The organism is Dyella mobilis, assembly GCF_016904945.1.
GTDB lineage: Bacteria > Pseudomonadota > Gammaproteobacteria > Xanthomonadales > Rhodanobacteraceae > Dyella_B > Dyella_B mobilis.
This window is the reverse complement of the sequence record NZ_JADIKF010000040.1, coordinates 1,100,719-1,123,848: the sequence shown is the minus strand read 5'-3', so window position 1 is coordinate 1,123,848 and position 23,130 is coordinate 1,100,719. Positions and strand designations below refer to the sequence as shown.

At 62.9% G+C, this 23,130-nt stretch carries 17 protein-coding genes and 1 tRNA gene; 13 read left to right on the top strand and 5 right to left on the bottom strand.

All coding sequences use genetic code 11. The features are described 5' to 3' along the window. The first annotated feature begins 102 nt into the window (after window positions 1-102). The 9 genes from pheS (at window position 103) to ISS99_RS21435 (ending at window position 12,589) form a co-directional block, all read left to right on the top strand. Window positions 103-1,098: a phenylalanine--tRNA ligase subunit alpha gene (gene pheS / locus ISS99_RS21475; protein ID WP_204633634.1), complete on the top strand. Its 996-nt coding sequence runs from the start codon at window positions 103-105 to the stop codon at window positions 1,096-1,098. Between the two features lie 21 nt (window positions 1,099-1,119). Then, on the top strand, window positions 1,120-3,498 hold the full coding sequence (gene pheT / locus ISS99_RS21470) for a phenylalanine--tRNA ligase subunit beta (RefSeq protein ID WP_204633633.1): 2,379 nt from the start codon (window positions 1,120-1,122) through the stop codon (window positions 3,496-3,498). Between the two features lies 1 nt (window position 3,499). Further along, the gene (gene ihfA / locus ISS99_RS21465) at window positions 3,500-3,802 is read left to right on the top strand and encodes an integration host factor subunit alpha (RefSeq protein ID WP_126674889.1); all 303 of its coding nucleotides are present in this window, start codon (window positions 3,500-3,502) and stop codon (window positions 3,800-3,802) included. After that, window positions 3,783-4,139 carry a MerR family transcriptional regulator gene (locus tag ISS99_RS21460; protein WP_115477489.1) on the top strand — a complete coding sequence of 119 codons (357 nt, stop codon included), beginning with the start codon at window positions 3,783-3,785 and terminating at the stop codon, window positions 4,137-4,139. Before ihfA ends, ISS99_RS21460 begins: the two co-directional genes overlap by 20 nt. A 57-nt stretch (window positions 4,140-4,196) precedes the next feature. Further along, window positions 4,197-4,273 (top strand) — tRNA-Pro (locus ISS99_RS21455). A gap of 843 nt (window positions 4,274-5,116) precedes the next feature. Next, window positions 5,117-8,164 carry a TonB-dependent receptor gene (locus ISS99_RS21450; RefSeq protein ID WP_204633632.1) on the top strand — a complete coding sequence of 1,016 codons (3,048 nt, stop codon included), beginning with the start codon at window positions 5,117-5,119 and terminating at the stop codon, window positions 8,162-8,164. A gap of 118 nt (window positions 8,165-8,282) precedes the next feature. Further along, on the top strand, window positions 8,283-9,770 hold the full coding sequence (locus ISS99_RS21445; protein WP_204633631.1) for a hypothetical protein: 1,488 nt from the start codon (window positions 8,283-8,285) through the stop codon (window positions 9,768-9,770). 40 nt (window positions 9,771-9,810) lie between these two features. Then, window positions 9,811-11,670: a right-handed parallel beta-helix repeat-containing protein gene (locus ISS99_RS21440; protein ID WP_204633630.1), complete on the top strand. Its 1,860-nt coding sequence runs from the start codon at window positions 9,811-9,813 to the stop codon at window positions 11,668-11,670. A 181-nt stretch (window positions 11,671-11,851) separates the two neighbouring features. Next, complete coding sequence (locus tag ISS99_RS21435; protein ID WP_204633629.1) at window positions 11,852-12,589, top strand: hypothetical protein; 738 nt, start codon at window positions 11,852-11,854, stop codon at window positions 12,587-12,589. A gap of 89 nt (window positions 12,590-12,678) precedes the next feature. Here the strand turns inward: ISS99_RS21435 and ISS99_RS21430 are convergent, their stop codons facing one another. Next, the gene (locus ISS99_RS21430; RefSeq protein WP_204633628.1) at window positions 12,679-14,343 is read right to left on the bottom strand and encodes a methyl-accepting chemotaxis protein; all 1,665 of its coding nucleotides are present in this window, start codon (window positions 14,341-14,343) and stop codon (window positions 12,679-12,681) included. Window positions 14,344-14,471: 128 nt separating this feature from the next. Continuing rightward, entirely contained in the window at window positions 14,472-15,704 is a 1,233-nt protein-coding gene (serA, locus tag ISS99_RS21425; RefSeq protein WP_204633627.1) for a phosphoglycerate dehydrogenase, read from the bottom strand. A gap of 110 nt (window positions 15,705-15,814) precedes the next feature. Between serA and ISS99_RS21420 the strand changes: the two genes are divergently transcribed. Together ISS99_RS21420 and pip are read left to right on the top strand one after the other, a co-directional pair. Beyond that, complete coding sequence (locus tag ISS99_RS21420; protein WP_204633626.1) at window positions 15,815-17,200, top strand: FAD-binding oxidoreductase; 1,386 nt, start codon at window positions 15,815-15,817, stop codon at window positions 17,198-17,200. 103 nt (window positions 17,201-17,303) lie between these two features. Further along, window positions 17,304-18,260 (top strand): prolyl aminopeptidase, encoded by a 957-nt coding sequence (pip, locus tag ISS99_RS21415; protein WP_204633625.1) that lies wholly within the window; start codon window positions 17,304-17,306, stop codon window positions 18,258-18,260. A 170-nt stretch (window positions 18,261-18,430) separates the two neighbouring features. Here pip and upp read toward each other — a convergent pair whose 3' ends face one another. From upp to ISS99_RS21400, 3 genes are all read right to left on the bottom strand, one after another. Beyond that, on the bottom strand, window positions 18,431-19,075 hold the full coding sequence (gene upp / locus ISS99_RS21410) for a uracil phosphoribosyltransferase (RefSeq protein ID WP_204633624.1): 645 nt from the start codon (window positions 19,073-19,075) through the stop codon (window positions 18,431-18,433). Between the two features lie 100 nt (window positions 19,076-19,175). Further along, complete coding sequence (locus ISS99_RS21405; protein WP_204633623.1) at window positions 19,176-19,493, bottom strand: PsiF family protein; 318 nt, start codon at window positions 19,491-19,493, stop codon at window positions 19,176-19,178. 144 nt (window positions 19,494-19,637) lie between these two features. Continuing rightward, window positions 19,638-21,134 carry an aminotransferase class III-fold pyridoxal phosphate-dependent enzyme gene (locus ISS99_RS21400; RefSeq protein ID WP_204633622.1) on the bottom strand — a complete coding sequence of 499 codons (1,497 nt, stop codon included), beginning with the start codon at window positions 21,132-21,134 and terminating at the stop codon, window positions 19,638-19,640. 272 nt (window positions 21,135-21,406) lie between these two features. On the opposite strand from ISS99_RS21400, the gene ISS99_RS21395 reads away from it, so the two are divergent. Continuing rightward, window positions 21,407-22,324, top strand: coding sequence for an ABC transporter ATP-binding protein (locus ISS99_RS21395; RefSeq protein ID WP_204633621.1), 918 nt, complete (start codon window positions 21,407-21,409; stop codon window positions 22,322-22,324). Further along, entirely contained in the window at window positions 22,324-23,124 is an 801-nt protein-coding gene (locus tag ISS99_RS21390) for an ABC transporter permease (RefSeq protein WP_204633620.1), read from the top strand. Before ISS99_RS21395 ends, ISS99_RS21390 begins: the two co-directional genes overlap by 1 nt. Window positions 23,125-23,130 lie beyond the last annotated feature (6 nt).

Sequence of the window (23,130 nt, the reverse complement as noted above, 5' to 3'; positions counted from 1 at the left end):
ACCTCCATCGAAGTACGCTTCGAATAGGGTTCAACGCAAGAGTTTCCCCTCAGCCCAGCCCTCTCCCCAAAGGGGAGGGGGAGTAAAGCGAGAGTCACATCGATGGAAGACCTGGATACCCGCGCCACCCAGGCGCTGGCGGAAATCGACAAGGCCGAAACACTCGACTCGCTCGATGCGTTGCGCGTCAGCCTGCTGGGCAAAAGCGGCGTCGTCACGGCGGCCTTGAAGGCGCTGGGCACCCTGTCGCCGGAAGAGCGCAAGAGCCGCGGAGCCGAGGTGAATCGGTTGAAGGAGCGTCTCAACGATGCCCTCGGCGCGCGCAAGCAAACGCTGGAGCAGGCCGAGCTCGATCGCCGCCTGGCTTCCGAAAAGCTCGACATCAGCATGCCTGGCCGCGACGGCGAGCGGGGCGGCATTCACCCGATCACCCGCGCGCTCGAACGTATCGCCGCGATCTTCGCGCGTCTCGGCTACCAGCGCGCCGACGGCCCGGAAATCGAAGACGACTGGCACAACTTCGAGGCGCTGAACTTCCCGCCGCACCATCCGGCGCGCGCCATGCACGACACCTTCTATTTCGGTGACGGTCGCCTGTTGCGCACGCATACCTCGCCGGTGCAGATCCGCTCGATGAAGGGACGTCAGCCACCGATCCGCGTGATCGCGCCGGGCAAGGTGTACCGCAGCGATTCGGATCAGACGCATTCGCCGATGTTCCACCAGATCGAAGGTCTGCTGGTCGATGAAACATCCAGCTTCGCCGACCTGAAAGGCACGCTGGCCGAATTCATCCGCGCCTTCTTCGAGCGCGATTTCGAGATGCGTTTCCGCCCCAGCTACTTCCCCTTCACCGAGCCTTCGGCCGAAGTGGATATCCGCTGGGACGCCGAAGACGGCAGCACGCGCTGGCTGGAGGTGCTCGGTTGCGGCATGGTGCATCCGAATGTGCTGAAGAACTGCGGCATCGATCCGGAGCGCTACACCGGCTTCGCGTTCGGCCTGGGCGTAGAGCGCTTTGCCATGCTGCGCTACGGCGTTTCCGATCTGCGCGCGTTCTTCGAGAACGATCTGCGCTTCCTCAAGCAATTCGCGTAACCGCCCGCAGGGAACAACACGATGAAATTCTCCGAAAACTGGCTGCGCGAGCTGGTCGAGATCAAGGCCGACCGGGCCGCCCTGGCGCATGCGTTGACCATGGCCGGGCTGGAAGTGGAAGAACTGACCCCGCTGGGTGAAAACCTCGGCGGCGTGGTGGTGGCCGAAATCGTTGGCGCCGAAAAGCACCCGGAAGCCGACCGCCTGCAGGTGTGCAAGGTCGACGCCGGAACGGGCGAGCCGCTGCAGATCGTCTGCGGCGCACCGAATGCACGCGTAGGCATCAAGGTGCCGCTGGCGACGGTAGGCGCAAACCTGCCGGGCGGCATCGCCATCAAGGCGGCCAAGCTGCGTGGCGTGGAATCGTTCGGCATGCTGTGCTCGGCCAAGGAGCTGGGCATCGACAACGACGCGTCCGGCTTGCTGGAGCTGTCCGCCGATGCGCCGGTCGGCAAGCCGCTGGCCGATTACCTTGAGTTGCCCGATGCGAGCATCGAGCTGAAGCTCACGCCGAACCGCCCGGATTGCCTGGGGCTGGTGGGTCTCGCGCATGACGTTGCTGCCTTGTTTGGCAGCCACGTAAAAGTGCCGGAGCAGAAGGATGCTGTCGTCGCTGGCGCCGCGCGCCGCGGTATCCGCCTGGAAGCCGGTGCCGATGCGCCGCGTTATCTCGGCCGCATCATCGAAGGCATCGATCCTGCCGCGCGTACGCCGCTGTGGCTGGCCGAGCGTCTGCGTCGCGCCGGCCTGCGCCCGATCAGTGCGGTGGTGGATGTCACCAACTACGTGATGCTGGAACTGGGCCAGCCGCTGCATGCTTTCGACAATGACAAGCTGCAAGGCGACATTGTCGTGCGCCATGCGCGCGAAGGTGAAACGCTGAAGTTGCTCGATGGTTCCGAAGCGAAGCTCGACCATGGCTTCCTGCTGATCGCCGATGAAAAGAATGGCCTCGCCGTGGCCGGCGTGATGGGCGGCTACGATTCGCGCGTCACCGACACCACGCACAACATCTTCCTGGAATCGGCGCACTTCGCTCCGGCTGCGATCATGGGTCGTGCACGCAAGCTGGGTATGCATACCGATGCGTCGCATCGCTTCGAGCGTGGCGTCGATCCGGAGCTGCCGCGCCGTGCGCTGGAACGCGCTACCGAACTGTTGCTGGCGATTTCCGGCGGCAAGGCCGGACCGGTGCTGGTGGCTGAAAACCTGTCCGACCTGCCGAAGCCGGTAGCGGTTGCGCTGCGTCGCGCACGCCTCAAGCGCGTGCTGGGTGTCGAGGTGGCCGATGCCGAAGTTGCGCGTATCTTCACTGCGCTTGGCATGCAGGTGGAAACCGCTGCCGATGGCTGGCGCATCACTGCGCCGAGCAGCCGCTTCGATATCGAGAGGGAGGAAGACCTGATCGAAGAGGTGGCCCGCATCTATGGCTACGACCGCATTCCCACCCACACGCCGGAGGGCGCGCTGGCGCTCGCCATCGATCCGGAAGCACGCTTGCACGAGCTGGCAGTACGCGAACAGCTGGCTGCCCGCGGTTACTACGAAGCGGTGAACCTTGCTTTCGTTAGTCATGCCCTGATCGAGAAATGGGGCCTGGGCGAACGATTGGTGCCATTGGCCAATCCGCTTTCGGCCGACCTGGCGGTCATGCGCCCGTCCTTGCTGCCCGGCCTGATCGAAGCCCTCTCGCACAACCGGGCACGCCAACAGGAGCGTGTTCGCCTGTTCGAGCTTGGTCGGGTATTCGCGGCGGGTAATCCGCCCGACGAAACGCCGAGCCTGGCCATCGTCGCCAGTGGCAGCGCCCGTTCCGAGCAGTGGGGCGAAGCTGCCCGTCCTTTGGACTTCTTCGATCTCAAGGGTGATCTGGACGCCCTCATCGCCTGGGGTGGCGAGCCGCAGCGCTGGTCGGTACATGCCGACGGTCTCCCGGGCTGGCTGCACCCCGGCCGCGGTGCGCGTGTGGCCCGCGATGGCCAGACGGTCGGCTACCTCGGCGCCTTGCATCCGCAGCTCGCCAAGGCGCTGGACCTGGGGCCGGATGTGCACGTGCTGGAGCTGGCGCTGGAGCCGCTGCTTGGCCGCCGCCTGCCCAACGCACAACCGGTGCCGCGCTTCCCCTCCGTCCGCCGCGACATCGCGGTGGATGTGCCCGAATCGGTGAGTTGGTCACAGATTGAACAGGCGGTTCGCAGCAGCCTGGGCGCGGCCCTGGTGGAGCTGCGACTGTTCGACCGCTATAGCGGAAAAGGGGTCGAAGCGGGCCGAAAGAGTCTCGCTATGGGCTTGATTTTGCAGGACGCTTCACGCACCCTTACTGACGACGACGCGGATCGCTGCGTTCGAAATGCAGTGGCTGCGTTGGAGGTGTCATGCGAGGCGAAATTGCGAGGATAAGATGGCGGCGCTGACAAAGGCGGAGATGGCCGAGCGCCTCTTCCTCGAGGTAGGCCTTAACAAGCGGGAAGCCAAAGAGTTCGTGGACGCCTATTTCGAGGTGGTCCGCGAGGCGTTGGAACGCGGCGAACAGGTGAAGTTGTCAGGATTCGGCAACTTCGATTTGCGTAAGAAGAACCAGCGACCGGGTCGCAATCCCAAGACCGGCGAAGAGATTCCGATCTCCGCCCGTCGAGTGGTGACGTTCCGGCCAGGGCAGAAACTCAAGGTGAGAGTCGAGGGCTATGCTGGATCAGGGGAATAACACCGAACTGCCTGCCATCCCGGCCAAGCGCTACTTCACCATCGGTGAAGTGAGTGACTTGTGCGGGGTGAAGCCGCACGTGCTGCGTTACTGGGAGCAGGAATTCCCGGCGCTGAATCCAGTGAAGCGCCGTGGCAATCGCCGCTATTACCAGCGCCACGACGTGCTGATGATTCGTCAGATCCGTTCCTTGCTGTATGACGAAGGCTTCACTATCACCGGTGCCCGTGCGCGCCTGGAAGGGCCGCAAGCACGGATGGAGGCCAGCATGTCGCACCAGATCGTGCGCCAGGTGCGCATGGAACTGGAAGAAGTCCTGGCGCTGCTTCGTCGCTAAGCGCTCTTCCGGCATGCCAGCCGGAACTGCTACACTTGTCATCTTTGCCGAATCAGTCGGGGCGTAGCGCAGCCTGGTAGCGCATTTGCCTGGGGGGCAAAGGGTCGTGGGTTCGAATCCCGCCGCCCCGACCAATTCGCAAAGCTTCAATGAGGGTCGCGCTTGCGCGATACCTTGCTAGTCAAAAGGCGTCGCACTGCGACGCCTTTTTTCTTGCGCGCGACTCCGGCATCGCGACTACCCGCGATCCGCCTCGAGGCCCGTTCGATAGTCGTGGTTTTCTCGTTTTTACGCCGCGATCCCGTTGACGGCATCCGTGGTCTCCAAGCACACCGCGTCCTTGAAACCTGAAGCGACTCCAGGCGTTGCCAGTTGCCTTGAGTGCTTGGTTTGAGTGATGGGTCATCCCTGGGCGATCACTAATATTGATATAAAAACGTTTCGGAAGCTTTCGAAAGCTATTGTCACGGAACTTTCACTTCTAATACTCTGTGATCGTCATCGTATTGTTTCGTTATTGGGGCGATCTGGGCCGAATGTCTGTCGTTCAAAAGAAAACGAAAGATTTGATAGGCCCGGCCGTTGGTCAAGAGCCTTCCAGGTGCCCAGCGTGATGACTTCGAATTACTCCGGCCACGGCATGGACTTCAAGCGTGGTGTTTCAGCAAAGGGGCTCGCCAGCAGAGCGTGCAGTTGGCGGACAGGCCTCTAGGTTTCATGGCGAGGTTATCGACTAAGCGACGCACACACGAACAGTTCGGGAGACGAGCGGGAACGGCTCGCCTGGCAATGAGTGAATGGATCGCGCGCCTGCGCGCATTCCATCACGGTTGATCCGCTCGACGGGGAGACGGCGGTAACGACCTCACACGGGATGGCCGACCGGGCCATCGCGGACAAACGAGGGTTTGCCAACGGTCTTCAGCGACCGCTTTGGCCGGCTTTTCCAAATCGATATGCGATAGCGGGGTGGGTTCATGAAGTGCGGAGTTTTGTTGAAGCGCAGGTGTCTGGCGACGGTGATCGGCGCTTCGTTGATCTCGGCCGGTGTCTACGGCCAGTCGACCACCAGCAACATCTACGGCCAGGTGCCGGCGGAAAAGGGCAACAGCGTCGTCATTCGCAGCGACACGGGCTTGCGGCGCGAGATCCAGGTCGACAGCAGCGGTCGCTACAATGCCACGCAATTGCCGGTCGGCAACTACACCGTCACGCTGATGCGCAACGGTACTGCCGTGCAGACGCACGATCACGTCGTGTTGAACGTTGGCGTTGGCGTGAACGTGTCGTTTGCCGAGCAGCCCGTACAGGCCAAGCAATTGTCCGGTGTGTCGGTGACGGCCAATAGCACGCCGCCGATCGATGTCAGTTCGGTCGACTCGCGCACGGTAATTACGGCACAACAATTGGCCGCGCTCCCGCTGGGACGTTCGGCAGAAGCCGCTGCGTTGCTGGCGCCGGGCGCCGTGCTCGACGGCGGTGGCTTTTCCAGCACCACCGGCGCTGCACTGCCCAGTTTCGGCGGCTCGTCGGTCGAAACGAATGCGTATTACATCAACGGATTCAACACCACCGATCCATGGCTGGGGCAAGGCGGCATCACGCTGCCCTATGGTTCGATCTCGCAGGAAGAAGTCTATACGGGCGGCTATAGCGCCCAGTACGGCCGTTCCGACGGCGGCGTGCTCAACCTGATCGGCAAGAGCGGCACCAACGAATGGCATTTCGGCGGGCAAATGCTGTACACGCCGGGCGATCTGGTTGGCACGCAGGCCAATACCTACTATGCGAACGGCTTGCCTCCGTTGCCGGTGGCGGGGAACCTGTTCGATCCCAACAGCAGGGACCGGCAGTGGTCGGCGGTCTACGACGCTTATCTTGGCGGCCCGATCATCAAGGACAAGTTGTTCTTCTTCCTGTCCGCGGAAATGACCAACGTAGGCGGCCGGGCGGTCGGTCCGGTGGCGTCCAGCGAGGGCAGCCCGATCAACTCGGGCGGTATCGCACCAGCAACGGGCACCGCCCAGAACTTCCAGCAGCACCAGCCGAAGTGGTACGCCAAGATCAATTGGAATATTACGGACAAGAACCTGCTCGAGTTGACGGCTGCGTCCAGCAAGCAGGAGACGTCCGGCTCGGTTTACGATTACGACTACAAAAACTTGCAGGAAACCGCGTTGGCCGGCTATGCCAACGACACCAAGAGCGGTGGTCATTTCTGGTCGGCCAAGTTCACCAGCTATATCACGGACGACCTGACCTTCACGGCCTTGTACGGCCAGATGAAGACCTTCAATTACAGCGTGCCGGTGGGCTACAACCCGGACGAGACATACATCTCGGGTGCCACCTACCAGAATCCCGCGCTCAATAACGGGGTGCCGAACAATGGCGATCAGATCGTCTCCTCGCTGACCAATCCGTACTACACCACCAACAACCTGCGACTCAGCCTCACGTACGTGCTCGGCGATCACACGATTTCAGCGGGTATCGACAACTTGCAGTCCCGCGCCCTGAATCAGCTCACGGAGGATTCCGGCCCCGGCTATCAATGGGCATACGGCTATACACCGAATCCGACCGAGGCACTGGTGCCGGCCTTGGGCGTGGGGCCGATTGCCAATTATCCGAATGGCGCGTCGGGTTATTACGTCAGCCAGAACGTCTCCACCCAGGGCGGCAATCTCACGTCGGTACAGCACGCCGAGTACATCGAAGACCAGTGGCAGGTGAGCGATCGCTGGCTGTTGTCGATAGGCCTGCGCGACGACGGCTTCACCAACGAGAACGCTTCGTCCCAACCCTACATGCGCCAGACCAAGCCGCAATGGTCGCCGCGCATCGGCTTCAGCTGGGACGTCAATGGCGATGGCAGCTTCAAGGTGTACGGCAACGCCGGCCGCTACTATCTCGGCGGATTGCTGGTCACCGGTCTGGAAGCCAATCCAGTCCTGATCACGCAGCAGTACTACACCTACAGCGGCATTGCTGCGAATGGCACGCCGACGGGGCTCACGCAGGTCTCCCAGCCAGTGTCGGCCAATAACTTCTACGGACAGACGCCTAACCCCAATACGGTCACGGCGCAAAACCTGAAGTCCGAAGATCAGGATGAATTCATCCTGGGCTTTACCAAGACGCTGGGCTCGTCCTGGATCTATGGCGCGAAGGCCATGCGGCGCACCCTGCAGCATGACGTCGAGCAATACTGCGACAACCAGCGCATCATCGACAAAGCGGCCTCGATGGGCATTGACGACGTCAGCAATGCCACCTGCTATTACTTCAATCCAGGCCAGGCCAACACCTTCGCCGTGCAGGACCCCAGCGGGGCCTTCCACAACGTGACACTGACCAACGCCGAACTGGGTCTGCCGTCGTTGTCGCTGAAGTACTACAGCCTCGAAACGTTCCTGGAGCATCCGTTCGACGGCAAGTGGTACGGCAAGATCGACTATCTGTTCTCGCGCAGCTATGGCAACACCGAGAGCCTGGGCCAGACGGACATCCAGGCGCTCGCGGCCAACTTGGACACGTATTGGAATTTCCCCGAGCTGATGCAATATGCCGGCGGCCCGCTCGGCCAGGATCACACCCATCAAATCAAGGCCTACGGGTACTACCAATTGACGCCCGAATGGCAGGTTTCGGCGAACCTCACGCTGGTCTCCGGCGGTCCCAAGAACTGCCTGGGCCTGTATGGCCCGAACCAGACCGATCCGGACGGCTACGGTTCGCTCTATAACTGGTGCAACGGCCAACCGGCACCGCCGGGAGCTGCCGGCCGCATGCCGTGGATGAAACAGGTGGACGTCGGTGTTCGCTATCGTCCGGCATTCGCGGAGAACAAGCTGGGTTTCAGCCTGGACGTGGTCAATCTGTTCAACAGCCAGACACCGCTCAACGAGTATTCGGAATACAACAACCCCACCGTTCCGGCAGCGCCCAATCCGTTGTATGGAACCCCTATGCTGTTGCAGACACCGCGCTACGTGCGGTTTGGCGTGACGTACGATTATTGACCTGGGAAATGTCGAAGCCTGCGGCGATTCGAGCCACGGGCTTCGAACCTGAAGCGCAAGGAAGCGCATGATCGATGAAGGTTATTGACCGCTGGCTGTAGGTGAGGGAGGTTGCTGCATGTTCGATCCGTCACGGCGCAAGTTGATCAAGGCGGCAGCGCTGTTTCCACTGGTGTCTTCGTTTGCGCGAATGGCCGAGGCCGCTTCAAGCCCGTCAGCCGCTTCGGCGCAAGCCACCTTTACACTGCAGCCAGGGCAACCCGGTCGCGCCATCAGCGAAACGTTGACCGGACTCAGCTACGAAACGCTGCAGTTGTCGAATCCGGCTTTCTTCTCTGCCGATAATCACGCGCTGGTAACGCTTTTCCAGCGATTGAATCCGCGCGGCGTGCTTCGCATCGGAGGCAATACCAGCGATTACACGGTGTGGAGCGAATATCGCGGCGCCTTGCCGACCGAGAAGTTCGGCAAAATCGGGCCGCAACACGTGTTTATGCTGCATCCGCAATCGCTGCACAACCTGGCCGGCTTTCTGCGCGCGACGGGATGGAAGCTGGTGTTCGGAGTCAATCTCAAGATCGGCGTGCCGGAGATGGGTTTGCAGTTGGCGCGCGCCGTGCAGGAAATCGTCGGCGATCACCTGATGGCCGTGCAGATCGGCAACGAGGCCAACGATTTCGAGAAAGATTACGCTGCCTTCGACCATGCCTGGATGCCGTATGCCAAAGTCATTCGAGCGGCGGGCATCCCGATTGCGGGGCCTGACACCGGCGCCAATACGGACTGGGTGATCGATTACGCCAAACGGCACGGCGCTGAAAACGTATTTCTCAGCCGGCATTACTACCGCGATGGCGCGCCCAACGGCTCCATTCCCAATTTGCTGGCGACCGACACCGACTTTCTTGCCGAAGTCGAGCAAATCATGCGCGTAGCCGATCCGGCACATTTGCCGTTCCGGCTCAGCGAGGCCAACTCTTATTATTCCGGTGGCCGCGACGGTGTCAGCAACGCATTCGCTTCGGCATTGTGGGGCGCCGATTTCTCGCTCGCACTGGCGCAGCGCGGGGTCGCCGGCATCAACTTTCACGGCGGTACGCTGCAATCGGTAGAGGCGTCGTTGGGGCACGGTGCGGATACGTCCGCCACGTCGGCCGATCTGTCTGCGCGCCGCGATGCCGTCACTTCGCGCTACTCGGCCATCGCCGGCGACGTGGCGCTGGGGTTCCAGCCGCGGCCGCTGTTCTATGGCCTGCGCCTTGCGCAGCAATTTGCAGGGGCGCAGACGTTGCCGGGCAGTTTCGACTCGGGCGGCGCAAACGTTACTGCCTATGGTGCGCTTCGGGACGGCAAGGTGCAGGTGGCGTTGATCAACAAAGATGCGGCACGCCATGCAACGGTGACCGTGGGCGGACTTCGTGGTTTTGCAGGCGGCCAGCTCATGCGTCTGTCTGCGCCATCGCTGGATAGCCGGCACGATATCGTGCTGGAAGGTATCGACGGTGCCGTTGCCGGCCGAGCCATCGGCGTCGATGCGCAAGGCAGCTGCCAGGTCGCGTTGCCGCGCGGCAGTGCCGCCTACCTGACTTTCGATCGCTCGGCCTGACGAACGTGGCCGATGCTTTGCCGGCGGCCACGTGTCAGTGATGGATAGCTGGAGTTCGCGGCTCCTGGGTGCCGCTGCCTTGGCGGCATGGCTGTTGGCGAGCACGCATCCCGCATTTGGGGAGACGGTTTACGCATCGCCCGTGGGCGGTATGCAAGGACCATGTACCGCATCGACACCCTGTACGCTGCTTGCGGCGCAATCACGCGTGCGTGCGCTGCGTCTCGATGGTTGGATTGACGTCGACGTGGCAGTGCTCGACGGCACCTACCGGTTGTCGCAGCCATTGCGGTTTTCCGCGGTCGACAGCGGTTCGACAGGTCATCCCGTGCGCTGGCACGCCGCTCCTGGGGCGCATCCCGAGTGGGTTGGAAGTCGCGCAGTCGAAGGGCAGCAACGTGGCGGCAGGTGGATCTTTGCGATCCAGCCCGGTGACGAACCGTCGAGCATCTATCTGGGCGGCGAGCGCCGATGGCCGGCGCGGACCGCGGCGTGCTCCAGGTGCAAGGTCGATGCAAAGGGCCTGTCCGATATTCCTGCCGCGACCATGCATCAGCTGCAGATCGGTTCCGTGGCCGTATTGCACGCACGCTGGCGGGATTTTCGCTGTGCCGTCACGGCTGTGGCTGTCAGCCGGGTGACGCTGGCGCAGCCTTGTTGGCACAACGCGACCTTGGACTCGCGAAACGATTGGAGTGTGGCCAGTCCCGTCGGCAAATATTACGGCGGTGTGGATGGGTTCGAGAATCTGGCCGGAATGCCGGTCGAGCCGGGCAGCTTTACGGTGGATGTCGGCCAGCACGTTTTACGCTATTTTCCGCGCAAGGAAGATCGCCAGCGACCGGCGATCATCGAGATTCCCGTTGCCGAGCAGTTGTTGCAATTGCGAGGCACGCGCGATGCTCCTGTTCACGATCTCAAGTTCTCCGGCATCACGTTCTCCTATACCGAGTGGCGCAAACCTTCGTCCGACGATGGTTATGTGAGCCTGCAGGCAGGTTATCTGGTGGACGGCGAGGGCAGGGCAAATCTGCCTGACAACGGTGAAGGCATGACCCGGATCGGCTCGGCAGTGCAGGTCGATGCCGGCCGTCAGATCGTGTTCGATGGCGATACCTTTTCCCATCTGGCCGCGGCAGGCGTGGCGTTCGCGCAAGGCACGCATGGTGCTGCCGTGGTGAGCTCCCGTTTCTTCGACCTGGGCGGCGGCGCCATCTTCGCCGGCGACATCCAGGCGCATCCCGTAAGCGCACGAGACGTGACCTCCGACGTGGTGATCGACGACAACCGCATCGACCGCGTCGCGCAGGCTTATCGCGACAACGTTGCGATCATGGCGGGCTTCGTACGTGGCATCGACATCGCGCACAACACGATCAGCGATCTGCCGTACAGCGGCATCTCGGTGGGCTGGGGATGGAACTACGAAGGCGCGGCACCGGTCGAGTCGAGCATCCACATCGTGGCCAACCGCATCGATCGCGTCATGCTGCAACTGGCCGACGGCGGCGCGATTTATACCCAGGGCGCATCGACGCCGGGTACCTCGTGCATCGTGCGCAACGCCATCGACATGCACGGCAGCGGCGTGGGAAATGGTATCTATCTGGACGAGCACAGCGTTCACTTCGACGTGGAACACAACGTGGTGCTGGGCTCCTGGATCAGCGCCTGGGCACCCTGGAGTGGCGACCTGCGCATTGTGTTCAACTGGACCGACCAGGCCATCGGTAAGCAGGACAAGCTTGGACTGACCAAAACGTGGTGGCCGAATTACACGGCTTTGCACATCTTGCCTGCGCAAGCATTGGCGATACGGCGTGCGGCCGGGGCACGCGGCAGCCGGAGCGTTCGGATCGCTGCACCGATCAAGGTGGCCGGGGATTGTCCGTCGGGTTGAGGCCATCTGAAACGAACAGGAAGGCGCCCGTGCCGGATACTGAGGGGAGGGTGCTGCCTGGCGCCCTGGTCCGCCCGCATACGCCTTGCTACGGGCGCTGGATCGACGGCAGTAGGTGCCGGCCACGAGGGCGCGCTAGTCTTGGCGCCAGTGAATCCACTGCCTCAATGAGGAGCTGCCGATGCCGTCCAACACCTGCCATCCGAACGCGCCGCACGTAAAACTGAAAGCCCCCGACTGGTATATCTCCTCGCTGATGCTGGATCGGGCGCTCGACGCCATCCTGCGACGGGTGAAGAAACTCGACCGGGAGCACGACATTCCATATCTGGCCGGCTACAGCCAGGACGGCAAGACCATCTATATCGATCGCCACCTGCCCAAGTCGTTTACGTTCCGCGGACGCACCATCGACGTGGATCGCTTCCTGATCCTGCATGAGGAAGTGGAAAAGACCCTGATCGATCAGCTGGGCTTGCACTACCTGCACGCCCACCAGATTGCCACGCGCGCCGAAGAGGCGGCCGTGCATGCGCAGCGCATCACCTGGAAAGCGTATGACCGCTTCATGCAGAAATACGTCAAGGCGATCGGCGACGAGCGACTGACCAAGGTGCCGGCGGATCTGGATCTGAAGCCGTATCGCGATTACCACGACTACGACTTGCTGCGGCAGATGGAACAACATCTGGAGCATGGAGCAGGGTTTGCCGCGAAGCAGAAGAAGGAACTCAAGAGCTATGCGGACGCCTTCCGCGAAGAGCTGCGCGTGCAGCATCGGCACGAACTGCACGTCGATGCCCCGGCGGACAAGCGGAGCAAGCCGGTCACCAGGAAGCCCGCTGCCGCCAAGCGCCAGGTCGCAAAAAAAACCAAGGCGACGGTGAAGCGCAAAGTGGCACCCAAGCGGGCGAAGTAACCGGTTTCTCGAAAATCGGCGCCCTCCCGCGCGTGCGGGGAGGGCGCTATGAGACTGCGTTCAGGCCGCGCGGATCGTGCCGCCTTCGCTCAAGCCGCTTCCCGTTTCTGTTCGCGAACGGCCGATGTGTGGGCCTGCGATACCTGATGTGAAATTTTAGGCGGCGTGGCGAGTTTGGTATCGCCCAGATTGAAGAACGCCACGCTCTCCACCAGCGATCTTGCGCGCAGTTGCACCGTGTCGGCGGCGGCAGCGGCTTCTTCGACCAGGGCCGCGTTGTTTTGCGTCACTTCGTCCATCTGGCGCACGGCTCGATTGACCTGCTGCACGCCCGCCGATTGCTCCGTGGTTTGCGAAGCGATGGCGTTCACCGTCTGGGCGACGTGATCGACGCTTTCCAGCAGCGTGCCGACCATCGACTCGGCGCGGCCGATCATCTGCGTGCTGCTGCCGATGATGGTGACCGATTCCTCGATCAGTGCGCGGATTTCGCGGGAGGCGGTGCGCGAGCTGCGCGCCAGCGCCTGCACTTCTCCGGCGACGATATTGAAGCCTTTGCCGGCTTCGCCCGCTCGCGCCGCTTCCACCGAAGCGTTCAAGGCCAGGATGTGCGTTTGTGTGGCGATGCGATCCATGGTGTCGGTGATTTCGGAAATCCGATTGGCGACATCCTGTACCTGGGTCATCGCCTGAACCGCTTCGGACATGGCGCTGCCGCTCTGGCGGGCGATATCGGCCGCCGATCCCGCCTGCTGGCTTGCCTGGTGCGTGCGGGTAGCATTTGCATTGATGCTGTTGGTGAAGGCCTGCATTGATGCGGAGGTTTCTTCCAATGCAGCGGCTTGTTCGCTGGTGCGCGTCGACAGATCCTGATTGCCGGTTGCAATCTGGTGGGTGGAAGCGGAAATCTCGGTGGATCCTGCGCGGATGGTGCGCACGACCTGGCGCAATTGGCGATTCATGGCGTCGAGTGCGGCAAGCAGTTTGCCGGTCTCGTCGCGGCCGGTGACGCCCACCTCCGTCGACAGATCGCCTTGCGCCACCGCTTCGGCCACCTTCACGGCGCGTCCGATCGGAACGGTGATGCTGTAAGACAGCAGCCAGATCAGGATGGCGCCGGCCACCATCGCGCACAGCGTCACGGTCGCCAGCAACACGCAGGCCTGGTTGAAAGCCTGTGCGCTTTGCACGTCGATGCGCGCGGAAGCGGCCTGCGCTTCCTGCTTCATGCTGGCGACCAGGCCATCGATCGCCGTGGTGGGCGCGCGGTCGATGCCTGCCACCAGGCCATCGACGACGTGCACGGATTTTTCGTCCTTGGCGTCGTAATGCTGGAGCGCGGCCACGTACTTGGTACGAAGTTCGGTGTGGGTCGCCGCGGCGGTATCAACGCCATCGGTCTTGATGCCCAGCGCGGACATCTGCTGTTTCAGCGCTGCCAGATCCTTGTCGACCGTGGTGGACATGGTGAGAAAGGCGTCGTGCTGTTTCTGGAAGATGGCCGGATCGGCGCCGCGCAGCAGCAGGTCTTTCCATTCCTGCACCTGCTTCTTGAAATCGACCTGGGTGACACGCGCCGTATCCACCGCCGCGGCGAATTTTGCCGCGGTGTCGGTGGAACTCACTTGCAGGTCATGGGTGCGGACCAGGCCGCGCCAGCCGCCGACACCGACGATGACGGTGGCCGCCAGCATCACGACGCCCAGCAGGGCCAGGCGGGCAGCGATTTTTAGATCGTGAAAATGGAAGTTCATAGCAGGACCGCAGAAAAAAACGTTGCCGAGTTAGAGATTTATCGGCAGACGAGCGGTCCAGCTTGAACGGCAGGGGCGACTTTCGTGACGGATGGCGGCTACCGCCACCCGTCGCAAAACGGGAAATCTCAGTACAGCACGCGTGCGCGCAAGGTCCCTGGGATGGCAGCCAACTTGTCCCTTAGCGTGGCGGCCTGCTGCTCGTCGGCCGACACGTCGATCACCACGTAGCCCACCTCGGGGTTGGTTTGCAGGAACTGCGCGTCGATGTTGATGTTGCCGGCGGAGAACAGTTCGTTGATGCGCGAAAGCACGCCGGGCACGTTGCGGTGGATGTGCAGCAGGCGGCGGCTGCGCGGATGCTCGGGCAGGGTTACCTCGGGGAAATTGACCGCGGACAGGGTGGAGCCGTTGTCGCTGTAGCGCACCAGCTTGCTGGCCACTTCGATGCCGATGTTGTCCTGTGCTTCCAGCGTGCTGCCGCCGATGTGCGGGGTGAGGATGACGTTGTCCATGCCGATCAGCGGCGAGACGAAGGGATCGTCGTTGCCCTTGGGTTCCACCGGGAATACGTCGATGGCGCCGCCGCCGACGTGCTCGCGGCGCAGCGCTTCGGCCAGGGCGTCGATATCCACCACGTTGCCGCGCGATGCATTGATCAGCAACGCGCCCTTGCGCATTTTGTCCAGTTCGGTCTTGCCGATCATCATCCTGGTGGAGGGTGTTTCGGGCACGTGCAGCGTGACGACGTCGGCACGTTCGAGCAGATCGTCGAGGCTCGCCGCCGAGCGCGCATTGCCCAGCGACAGCTTGGATTCGATGTCGTGGAAGATCACGCGCATGCCCAGGCTTTCCGCCAGCACGCCCACCTGGGTACCGATGTGGCCGTAGCCGACGATGCCGAGCACCTTGTCGCGCACTTCGTAGCTGCCGGCGGCGGACTTGGTCCAGCCGCCGCGATGGCAGAGCGCGCTTTTCTGCGGGATGCCGCGCATCAGCATGATGGCTTCGGCGATCACCAGTTCGGCCACGCTGCGGGTATTGGAGTAGGGCGCGTTGAAGACGGGAATGCCGAGCTTTTCCGCAGCGCCAAGATCCACCTGGTTGGTGCCGATGCAATAGCAGCCCACGGCGATCAGGCGCTTGGCGCGTTCGAGCACCTCGGCAGTCAGATGCGTGCGCGAACGAAGGCCGATGATGTGCGCGTCGGCAATACGCGCTTTCAATTCGTCTTCCGGCAGCGACTTGGCGTGATATTCGATCTGGGAATAACCGGCGCGCTGGAAGGTTTCCACTGCAGTGCGGCTGACACCTTCGAGCAACAACACCTTGATGTCCTGCTTGGGGAACGAAGTCTTCATGGCGGCCCAGGTTTCGGAAGTCCAAACACTATGCCAGAAATTTGCCGCGTTGCAGCACTAGACGTGTACGGGAAGCGCTGGCACGCTGGGGACTTAGCTCCGGAGCCGACATGACCCAGCCAACCGCCGCCGACCTGGCCCTGCGCCTGCCCTCCCTGCGCCTGCTCACCGATGCCGGCGACCTGGAGCATTACGGCCGCGACTGGACCCGCCGCTGGACGCCGGCGCCCCTGGCGATCGCGCTGCCGTCGTCGATCGAGGAGGTGCAGGGCGTCGTTCGCTGGGCCAACGAGCACGGGGTGGCGGTCGTTCCTTCGGGCGGCCGTACCGGCTTGTCCGGCGGCGCCGTGGCGGCCCATGGCGAGCTGGTGCTGAGCCTGGAACGCATGAACCGCGTACTGGGCTTCGATGCGGTGGACCGCACGCTCACGGTGCAGCCGGGGATCGCGCTGGAAGCCGTGCACGCAGCTGCGCGCGAGCACGACCTGGTTTATCCGGTGGATTTCGCCGCGCGCGGCTCCTGCTCCATCGGCGGCAATATCGCCACCAATGCCGGCGGTATCCGGGTGATCCGTTATGGCAATACGCGCGAATGGATCGCAGGCTTGAAAGTGGTCGCAGGCAATGGCGAACTGCTGGATCTCAACCGCGGCCTGATCAAGAACTCCAGCGGCTACGATCTGCGCCAGCTGATGATCGGTTCGGAAGGCACGCTGGGTATCGTGGTGGAGGCCACCCTGCGGCTGACCGACCCGCCGCCGTCCTCGCAGGTGATGTTGCTGGCGCTGCCGGACATGGATGCGCTGATGCGCGTATTCGCCCTGTTCCGTGCGCAGCTTTCGCTGCAGGCGTTCGAGTTTTTCACCGACGTGGCCTTGAAGCACGTGCTGGAGCACGGCGCGCAGCGTGCACTGGATGGCGATCATCCTTACTACGTGGTGACCGAATTCGAAGCTCCCGACGAGCGTGCACAGGAGGCCGCCCTGGCGGCTTTCGAGCAGGGTGTGGAACAGGGGCTGATCAGCGACGGCGTGCTGGCGCAAAGCGACGCGCAGGCCGCCGCGTTGTGGCGCTTGCGCGAAGGCATCACCGAGAGCCTGGCTCCGCACAAGCCCTACAAGAACGACATCTCCGTGCGCATCGGCGCCGTGCCGGCGTTCCTGCACGAGATCCAGTCGCTGCTCGCGCGCGAGTATCCGCACATCGAAGTGGTGTGGTTCGGCCACATCGGCGACGGCAATCTGCACATCAACGTGCTCAAGCCCGAGTCGCTGGCCGATGCCGATTTCATTGCGCAGTGCGAACACGTCACCAAGCTGCTGGCGGCCACCTTGCAGCGCCAGGGCGGCAGCATCTCCGCCGAGCACGGTATCGGGCTGGTGAAGCGCCCGTATCTGGAAAGTACGCGCAGCGCAGCGGAGATTGCGCTGATGCGCGGGGTGAAGGGCGTGTTTGATCCCAACGGGATACTCAATCCCGGAAAAGTGTTTCCCTGAGCCATTTTTCCTGCTTGCGGGAGAATGGTTTGGGCGTGCGGCTTGGGCTGACGGGTGCGACACCCGTACCATGTGATATCCCAACCACGTTCAGGCCTTCCCCATGTCCGAGAACCGCCGTACCTTGTATCCCGAAATCGAGCCCTACGACGTCGGCCAGCTCAAGGTTTCCGAGTTGCATACGCTGTATTACGAGCAATGCGGCAACCCGAACGGCAAGCCGGTGGTATTCCTGCATGGCGGGCCGGGCGGCGGCACCAATCCCAAGTGCCGGCGCTTTTTCGATCCGGCGGTTTATCGCATCGTGCTGTTCGATCAGCGCGGTTGCGGCAAGTCCACGCCGCACGCCGATCTGACCGACAACACCACCTGGCATCTGGTCAGCGACATCGAGCGCGTGCGTGAGCATCTTGGCATTGATCGCTGGCAGGTGTTCGGCGGTTCGTGGGGCTCGACGTTGGCGCTTGCGTATGCGCAGACGCATCCGGACAAGGTCACCGAACTGGTCCTGCGCGGCATTTTCATGCTGCGCCGCTGGGAACTGGAGTGGTTCTATCAGAAGGGCGCCGACGCATTGTATCCCGATGCATGGGAAACGTATCTGGCCGCGATTCCCGAAGTGGAGCGCGGCGACATGATGAGCGCCTACCATCGTCGCCTGACCAGTCCGAATGCGAAGACGCGCCTGGATGCGGCGCGTGCATGGTCGGTGTGGGAAGGCGCCACCAGCTACCTGTTCCAGGACGAGGGCTACATCAGCAGCAGCGGCGAAGACGAATTTGCGCTGGCTTTCGCGCGTATCGAATGCCACTACTTCGTCAACGGCGGATTCTTCGAGCACGACGATCAACTGCTGCGCAACGTGGACCGCATCCGTCGTATTCCCGCGGTGATCGTGCAGGGCCGTTACGACGTGGTCTGCCCGATGCGCAGTGCATGGGACCTGCATCGTGCGTGGCCGGAAGCGGATCTGCGCATCGTGCAGGATGCCGGGCATTCGGCGTTCGAACCGGGCATCACCAGCGAATTGATTGCGGCCACGGATCGATTCAAAAGCTGAGCGCCTTCGGTGCTCCACTTTTTCCCCTCTCCCCTTCGGGGAGAGGGGAGGGTGAGGGGCCGGTGCTTGCGCAGAGATTCATCGAAGCAGGCCCTGAACATTCGCTTCGCAAGAATCACCCCTCATCCGCACCTGCGGGCCACCTTCTCCCCGGTGGCGAGAAGGGGATGCTATTCGGTTGCCGGCAGTTGCTTGGTGCCGAAAATCTTGTCCCCCGCATCTCCCAGCCCCGGCAGGATGTAGCCGTGCTCATTGAGCCGCTCATCGATCGAAGCGGTGTAGATCTCGATATCCGGATGGCTGGCCTCGATTCGCTTCAAGCCTTCGGGTGCGGCAACCAGAAACAGTCCCTTGATGCGTTTGCAGCCTGCGGCCTTGAGCATGTCCACCGTGGCGACCAGCGTGCCGGCGGTCGCCAGCATCGGGTCGACAATCAGCGCCGTGCGCTCGTCCATGCGTCCGGTGAGCTTTTCGTAGTAGGCGATCGGCTGCAGCGTTTGTTCGTCGCGTTGCAGTCCGACCACGCTGACTTTGGCGGCCGGTATCAGCTCCAAAACGCCCGGCAGCATGCCCAGTCCTGCACGCAGAATGGGTACGATGGTGATCTTCTTGCCCTTGATCTGCTGCACGCGCACGGGGCCGGCCCAGCCTTCGATCTGCGCTTCGACGGTTTCCAGATCCTTGGTCGCTTCGTAGGTCAGCAGCGAGCCTACTTCCGATGCCAGCTCGCGGAATTCCTTGGTGCTGATGCCGGCACGACGCATCAGGCCGAGCTTGTGCTGGATGAGCGGATGGCGAACTTCGACGATCTTCACGTGGCAGCGACCTTTGCAGGGAATGGCGCCAGCATAGCGGCAAATAAAAAGGGCGCCGCCAGCTGGCGACGCCCTCGATCGAAACGCGCTTCAATGAATCTCAGGAGCCTTTCAGACAGGCCGCTTGAGCGGTCTTGAAATCGGCGCCCTTCTTGCCGGCGTTGGCTTTGCTGCACCTGGCCATCTTTTGCTGCTGGGTTTCTTTGGCGGGTGCGGCGGCGGTGTCGCCGCCCTTCATGCAGGCGTCGCGGGCGGCTTTGTAGTCGGCGCCCGTCTTGCCGGCAGCCGCATGGCTGCACTGGCCCAACTTGGTGGAATGCGCCGCCGTGCTGGACGAGCTCTGCGGTGCGGCGAAGGCGGTAGTGGTCGCGAGGGCCAGGACAGCACTGGCGGCGAGCAGGCTGAAACGCATGGACATGGTGCTTCCTCCTGATTTGTGACCGGCGGTTGTGCCGGTGGGCGCAGTCTATGCCTACGGCATGACTGGGGAAAGCTGGTGCCAACAGGCTTCAGGCAATAAAAAACCCCCTCCCCGGTCGGGGAGGGGGTTTCAAGAGATGACTCAGGCCGCGCGCGCTTCGCTCTTGCGCGGTCCTTCCAGCAGGGCATGGCGTACGTGCGCGATCACCATGTCCACTTCGGCGCTGGTGATGTTGAAGTGCGGGGTGAAACGCAGCGAATTGACGCCGCCGTGGATCACGCCCATGCCGCGCTCGCGCAGGTATTCCTCGGTGGAGCCGGCGCCGTAGCACTTGAATTGCGCAGCCAGTTCGCACGAGAACAACAGGCCGGTGCCTTGCACCTTGGTGATCAGGCCGCCCAGTTCGTCCTTCAGCGTGTTGAGCTTGTCGACGAATTCCTTGCCGCGTACGCGGATGTTGTTGCGCACTTCGTCGGTAAGCTGGTCGAGCGTGGCCAGCGCGACGTCGAGCGCACGCGGATTGGCCGTCATGGTGTTGCCGTAGATGCCCTTGCGGTACAAATTGGCGGTGCGATCGGTGACGGCGAGTACCGACAGCGGATACTGGCCGGCGTTGAGCGCCTTGGAGAAGGTTTCCATATCCGGCGGTGCAAGCTTTTCGAAGCCCGGATAGTCGGCGATCGACAGCACGCCGTGTGCACGCAGGCCGGCCTGGATCGAGTCGACCAGCAGCAGCGTGCCGTGCGATTCGGTGAGTTCGCGGGCGGCCTGGTAGAACGCAGGCGTCACGGCGCGCCCCGGATCACCTTCGCCCATCACCGGCTCCAGGAACATCGCTTCGATGAACCAGCCATGGCGGTCGGCATCGGCAAACACTGCTTCCAGTTGCGCCAGGTCGTACGGCGCAACGGTAAGCAGCGTGTCTTCGTGGCGATAGCTGGCCAGATGCTGCTGGTAAGTGCGGCGCGACGAATCGGAATACAGCGCCGGCTTGTCGGTACGGCCGTGGAACGCGCCCTTGACGGCCACGCGCTTGATGGTGCGGCCGGCGTAACGGCCGCCCGCATCGGTCATCAGCTTGGCGTTGACGTCGGCGATGCGGCAGGCAAGGCCCACCGATTCCGAACCGGAATTCAGCGCGAGGTATTGCACGTACGGGTTGGCGCCGCGATTGCGGCCCAGCTCGCGATGCATCGCCTGGGTGAAGCGCATCTGCGAGATGCTGGGCGTCATCACGTTGGCCATCACCTGCGGGCGCGCCAGCGCTGCATCGATCGCTTCGTTGTTGTGGCCGAAACCGAGCATGCCGTAGCCGCCGTTGTCGTGCACCACGGCGCCTTTGAGCGTCACGACCCACGGACCGCGCGCCGTCGCCGGCAGATACGGATTGATGGCATCGTCCGGATAGAAGTTCACGAAGCCGCGTTGCGTTTGCGCCAACTGCTCCGCTTCGTCCTGCTTCAGGAAATCGCCGAGTTCGGCGCGCAGTTCATGGTGGCGCGCAACGGCTTCGGCGATGGCCTTGCCCAATTGCGGATCCAGCGCGGCCATGCGCTCGATGGTGGCGTCGTCCAGACCCGTGGTCCGCGGCTTGCCGCCAAATTCGCGCAGTTCGCGCAGCTGATCGATCACACCCATGACTACTCTCCTCGAATCTCGTCGGCGCCTCGCACACCCAGCGCAAAGCAGGCCGACTATGTGTCGCGTGCGTGGAGGGCGCTTGAGGCCCATGGGCTATGCGCCCGCTCGCACTCGCCGCGTGGGGAAACCGCTGGCGTACGCCCATCAGGATAACCTGGGGGCAGGGTGCGCCGGTACCCCCGGATGACGCCTGTCATCTCCCACTGCTGACGCTGGCAACTGGGTTTGAGCCCTTGCGGTGCCTACGCTGCAGTGCAAGGAGGAGTGCCATGAACCCAACGTCCGATGTCGTTGCACAATTGTCCGGCGCCGTTAAGCGCTATGGTCAGCTAACCGCGCTGGATGGTGTCGATCTCGTGTTGCACCGCGGCGAACTGCTCGCGGTTCTGGGCCCCAACGGGGCCGGAAAAAGCACCAGTATCAGCCTGCTGTTGGGCCTGATTCGCCCGGATGGCGGGCGCGCCGAGCTGTTCGGGCTGGATCCCCAGCAGATTGATGCACGGCGGCGCATCGGGGTGATGCTGCAATCGGCCGTGTTGCCGCCCAGCTTGCGCGTCGGCGAATTGCTGCGGCTGGTGGCCAGCTATTACCCCAACCCTCGCCCGCTGGACGAAAGCGCCCATCTCGCCGGCATCGCCGATCTGCTGAAGCGCCCTTACGGCAAGCTGTCGGGCGGGCAGATGCGCCGGGTGCAATTTGCGCTGGCCCTGTGTGGTCGTCCGGAACTGGTTTTTCTCGACGAGCCGACCGTCGGCATGGATATCGATGCGCGGCAGAAGTTGTGGGCGGCGATGCGCGCCCTGGTCGCCGAAGGTTGTTCGGTCGTGCTCACGACACACTATCTGGAAGAAGCCGAAGCGCTGGCCCAGCGCGTGGTGGTGATGGCCAAAGGGCGAGTGCTGAGCGAGGGCAGCGTCGATGCCTTGCGCGCACAGGTACCGCTTACGCGCATACGCTGTGTCACCGATCTGGACGCCGCCAAGGTGGCGGCATGGCCGCAAGTGTCCTCGGTAGAGCGCGAAGGGGCGCGGTTGCTGGTCAGTACCGACGCGGCGGAAAACGTCTTGCGTCGCCTGCTCGATGCCGACCTGGCATTGCGCGAACTGGAAGTGCAGCGCGCCGGATTGGCCGAGGCATTCATGGAACTCACGCGCGAGGAGCGCGGCATCGAACAGGAGGCAGCGTGATGAACGCCGTATCGATCGCAACGTCGACACCCAACGTATTGGGAACGTGGAGCATGCCTTTTCGCCGCGTCCTCGGCGCTTATCTCGCCGAGGCGCGCAGTGAATGTCTGCGCTATGCACGCAGTCCGGGCTTCATGCTGCCGATCCTGATGCTTCCGACGGTTTTCTATCTGTTGTTCGGCATCGTGATGGCCAAAACCGAAGGCGCGGATGCATCGCGCTATCTGCTGGTCAGCTACGGCGTGTTCGGGGTGATGAGCCCGGGTCTGTTCGGTTTCGGCGTTTCGCTGGCGCTGGAGCGCGACGGCGGCTTGCTGACCTACAAGCGCGCGTTGCCGATGCCGCCCGGTGCGTATCTGCTGGGCAAGATGGTGATGGCCATGATGGCTGCTGCGGTGGTGATCGTGCTGTTGCTGGCGATGGGCGTCGGTCTGGCGCACGTCGCGCTTGCACCGGCGCAGGCGCTGCTGCTGCTGTTGACCGGCGTGCTCGGCGTGCTGCCGTTCTGCGCCATGGGCATGCTGGTGGGTACTTTCATCAAGGGGCAGGGTGCGCCGGGCGCGCTCAACCTGATCTACCTGCCGATGTCGTTCCTGTCGGGATTGTGGGTGCCGATCAATATGCTGCCCAAGGTGTTGCAGCAGGTCGCGCCGATCTGGCCGAGCTATCACCTGCACGAACTGGGGCTGGTCGCCGTGGGCTTGGGCTATGGCAACGTGCTGGAACACGCAGGAATCCTGCTGGGTTTTGCCGCCGTCTTTTTCGGGATCGCCGCCAGGCGCCTGCGTCGCTACGGTTGAAGTAGG

What these genes read in the sequence shown, in the direction of transcription:
- pheS (WP_204633634.1), top strand. Translation starts at nt 103, where the DNA reads ATGGAAGACCTGGATACCCGCGCCACCCAGGCGCTGGCGGAAATCGAC.
- pheT (WP_204633633.1), top strand. Translation starts at nt 1,120, where the DNA reads ATGAAATTCTCCGAAAACTGGCTGCGCGAGCTGGTCGAGATCAAGGCC.
- ihfA (WP_126674889.1), top strand. Translation starts at nt 3,500, where the DNA reads ATGGCGGCGCTGACAAAGGCGGAGATGGCCGAGCGCCTCTTCCTCGAG.
- ISS99_RS21460 (WP_115477489.1), top strand. Translation starts at nt 3,783, where the DNA reads ATGCTGGATCAGGGGAATAACACCGAACTGCCTGCCATCCCGGCCAAG.
- ISS99_RS21450 (WP_204633632.1), top strand. Translation starts at nt 5,117, where the DNA reads ATGAAGTGCGGAGTTTTGTTGAAGCGCAGGTGTCTGGCGACGGTGATC.
- ISS99_RS21445 (WP_204633631.1), top strand. Translation starts at nt 8,283, where the DNA reads ATGTTCGATCCGTCACGGCGCAAGTTGATCAAGGCGGCAGCGCTGTTT.
- ISS99_RS21440 (WP_204633630.1), top strand. Translation starts at nt 9,811, where the DNA reads ATGGATAGCTGGAGTTCGCGGCTCCTGGGTGCCGCTGCCTTGGCGGCA.
- ISS99_RS21435 (WP_204633629.1), top strand. Translation starts at nt 11,852, where the DNA reads ATGCCGTCCAACACCTGCCATCCGAACGCGCCGCACGTAAAACTGAAA.
- ISS99_RS21430 (WP_204633628.1), bottom strand. Translation starts at nt 14,343, where the DNA reads ATGAACTTCCATTTTCACGATCTAAAAATCGCTGCCCGCCTGGCCCTG.
- serA (WP_204633627.1), bottom strand. Translation starts at nt 15,704, where the DNA reads ATGAAGACTTCGTTCCCCAAGCAGGACATCAAGGTGTTGTTGCTCGAA.
- ISS99_RS21420 (WP_204633626.1), top strand. Translation starts at nt 15,815, where the DNA reads ATGACCCAGCCAACCGCCGCCGACCTGGCCCTGCGCCTGCCCTCCCTG.
- pip (WP_204633625.1), top strand. Translation starts at nt 17,304, where the DNA reads ATGTCCGAGAACCGCCGTACCTTGTATCCCGAAATCGAGCCCTACGAC.
- ISS99_RS21405 (WP_204633623.1), bottom strand. Translation starts at nt 19,493, where the DNA reads ATGTCCATGCGTTTCAGCCTGCTCGCCGCCAGTGCTGTCCTGGCCCTC.
- ISS99_RS21400 (WP_204633622.1), bottom strand. Translation starts at nt 21,134, where the DNA reads ATGGGTGTGATCGATCAGCTGCGCGAACTGCGCGAATTTGGCGGCAAG.
- ISS99_RS21395 (WP_204633621.1), top strand. Translation starts at nt 21,407, where the DNA reads ATGAACCCAACGTCCGATGTCGTTGCACAATTGTCCGGCGCCGTTAAG.
- ISS99_RS21390 (WP_204633620.1), top strand. Translation starts at nt 22,324, where the DNA reads ATGAACGCCGTATCGATCGCAACGTCGACACCCAACGTATTGGGAACG.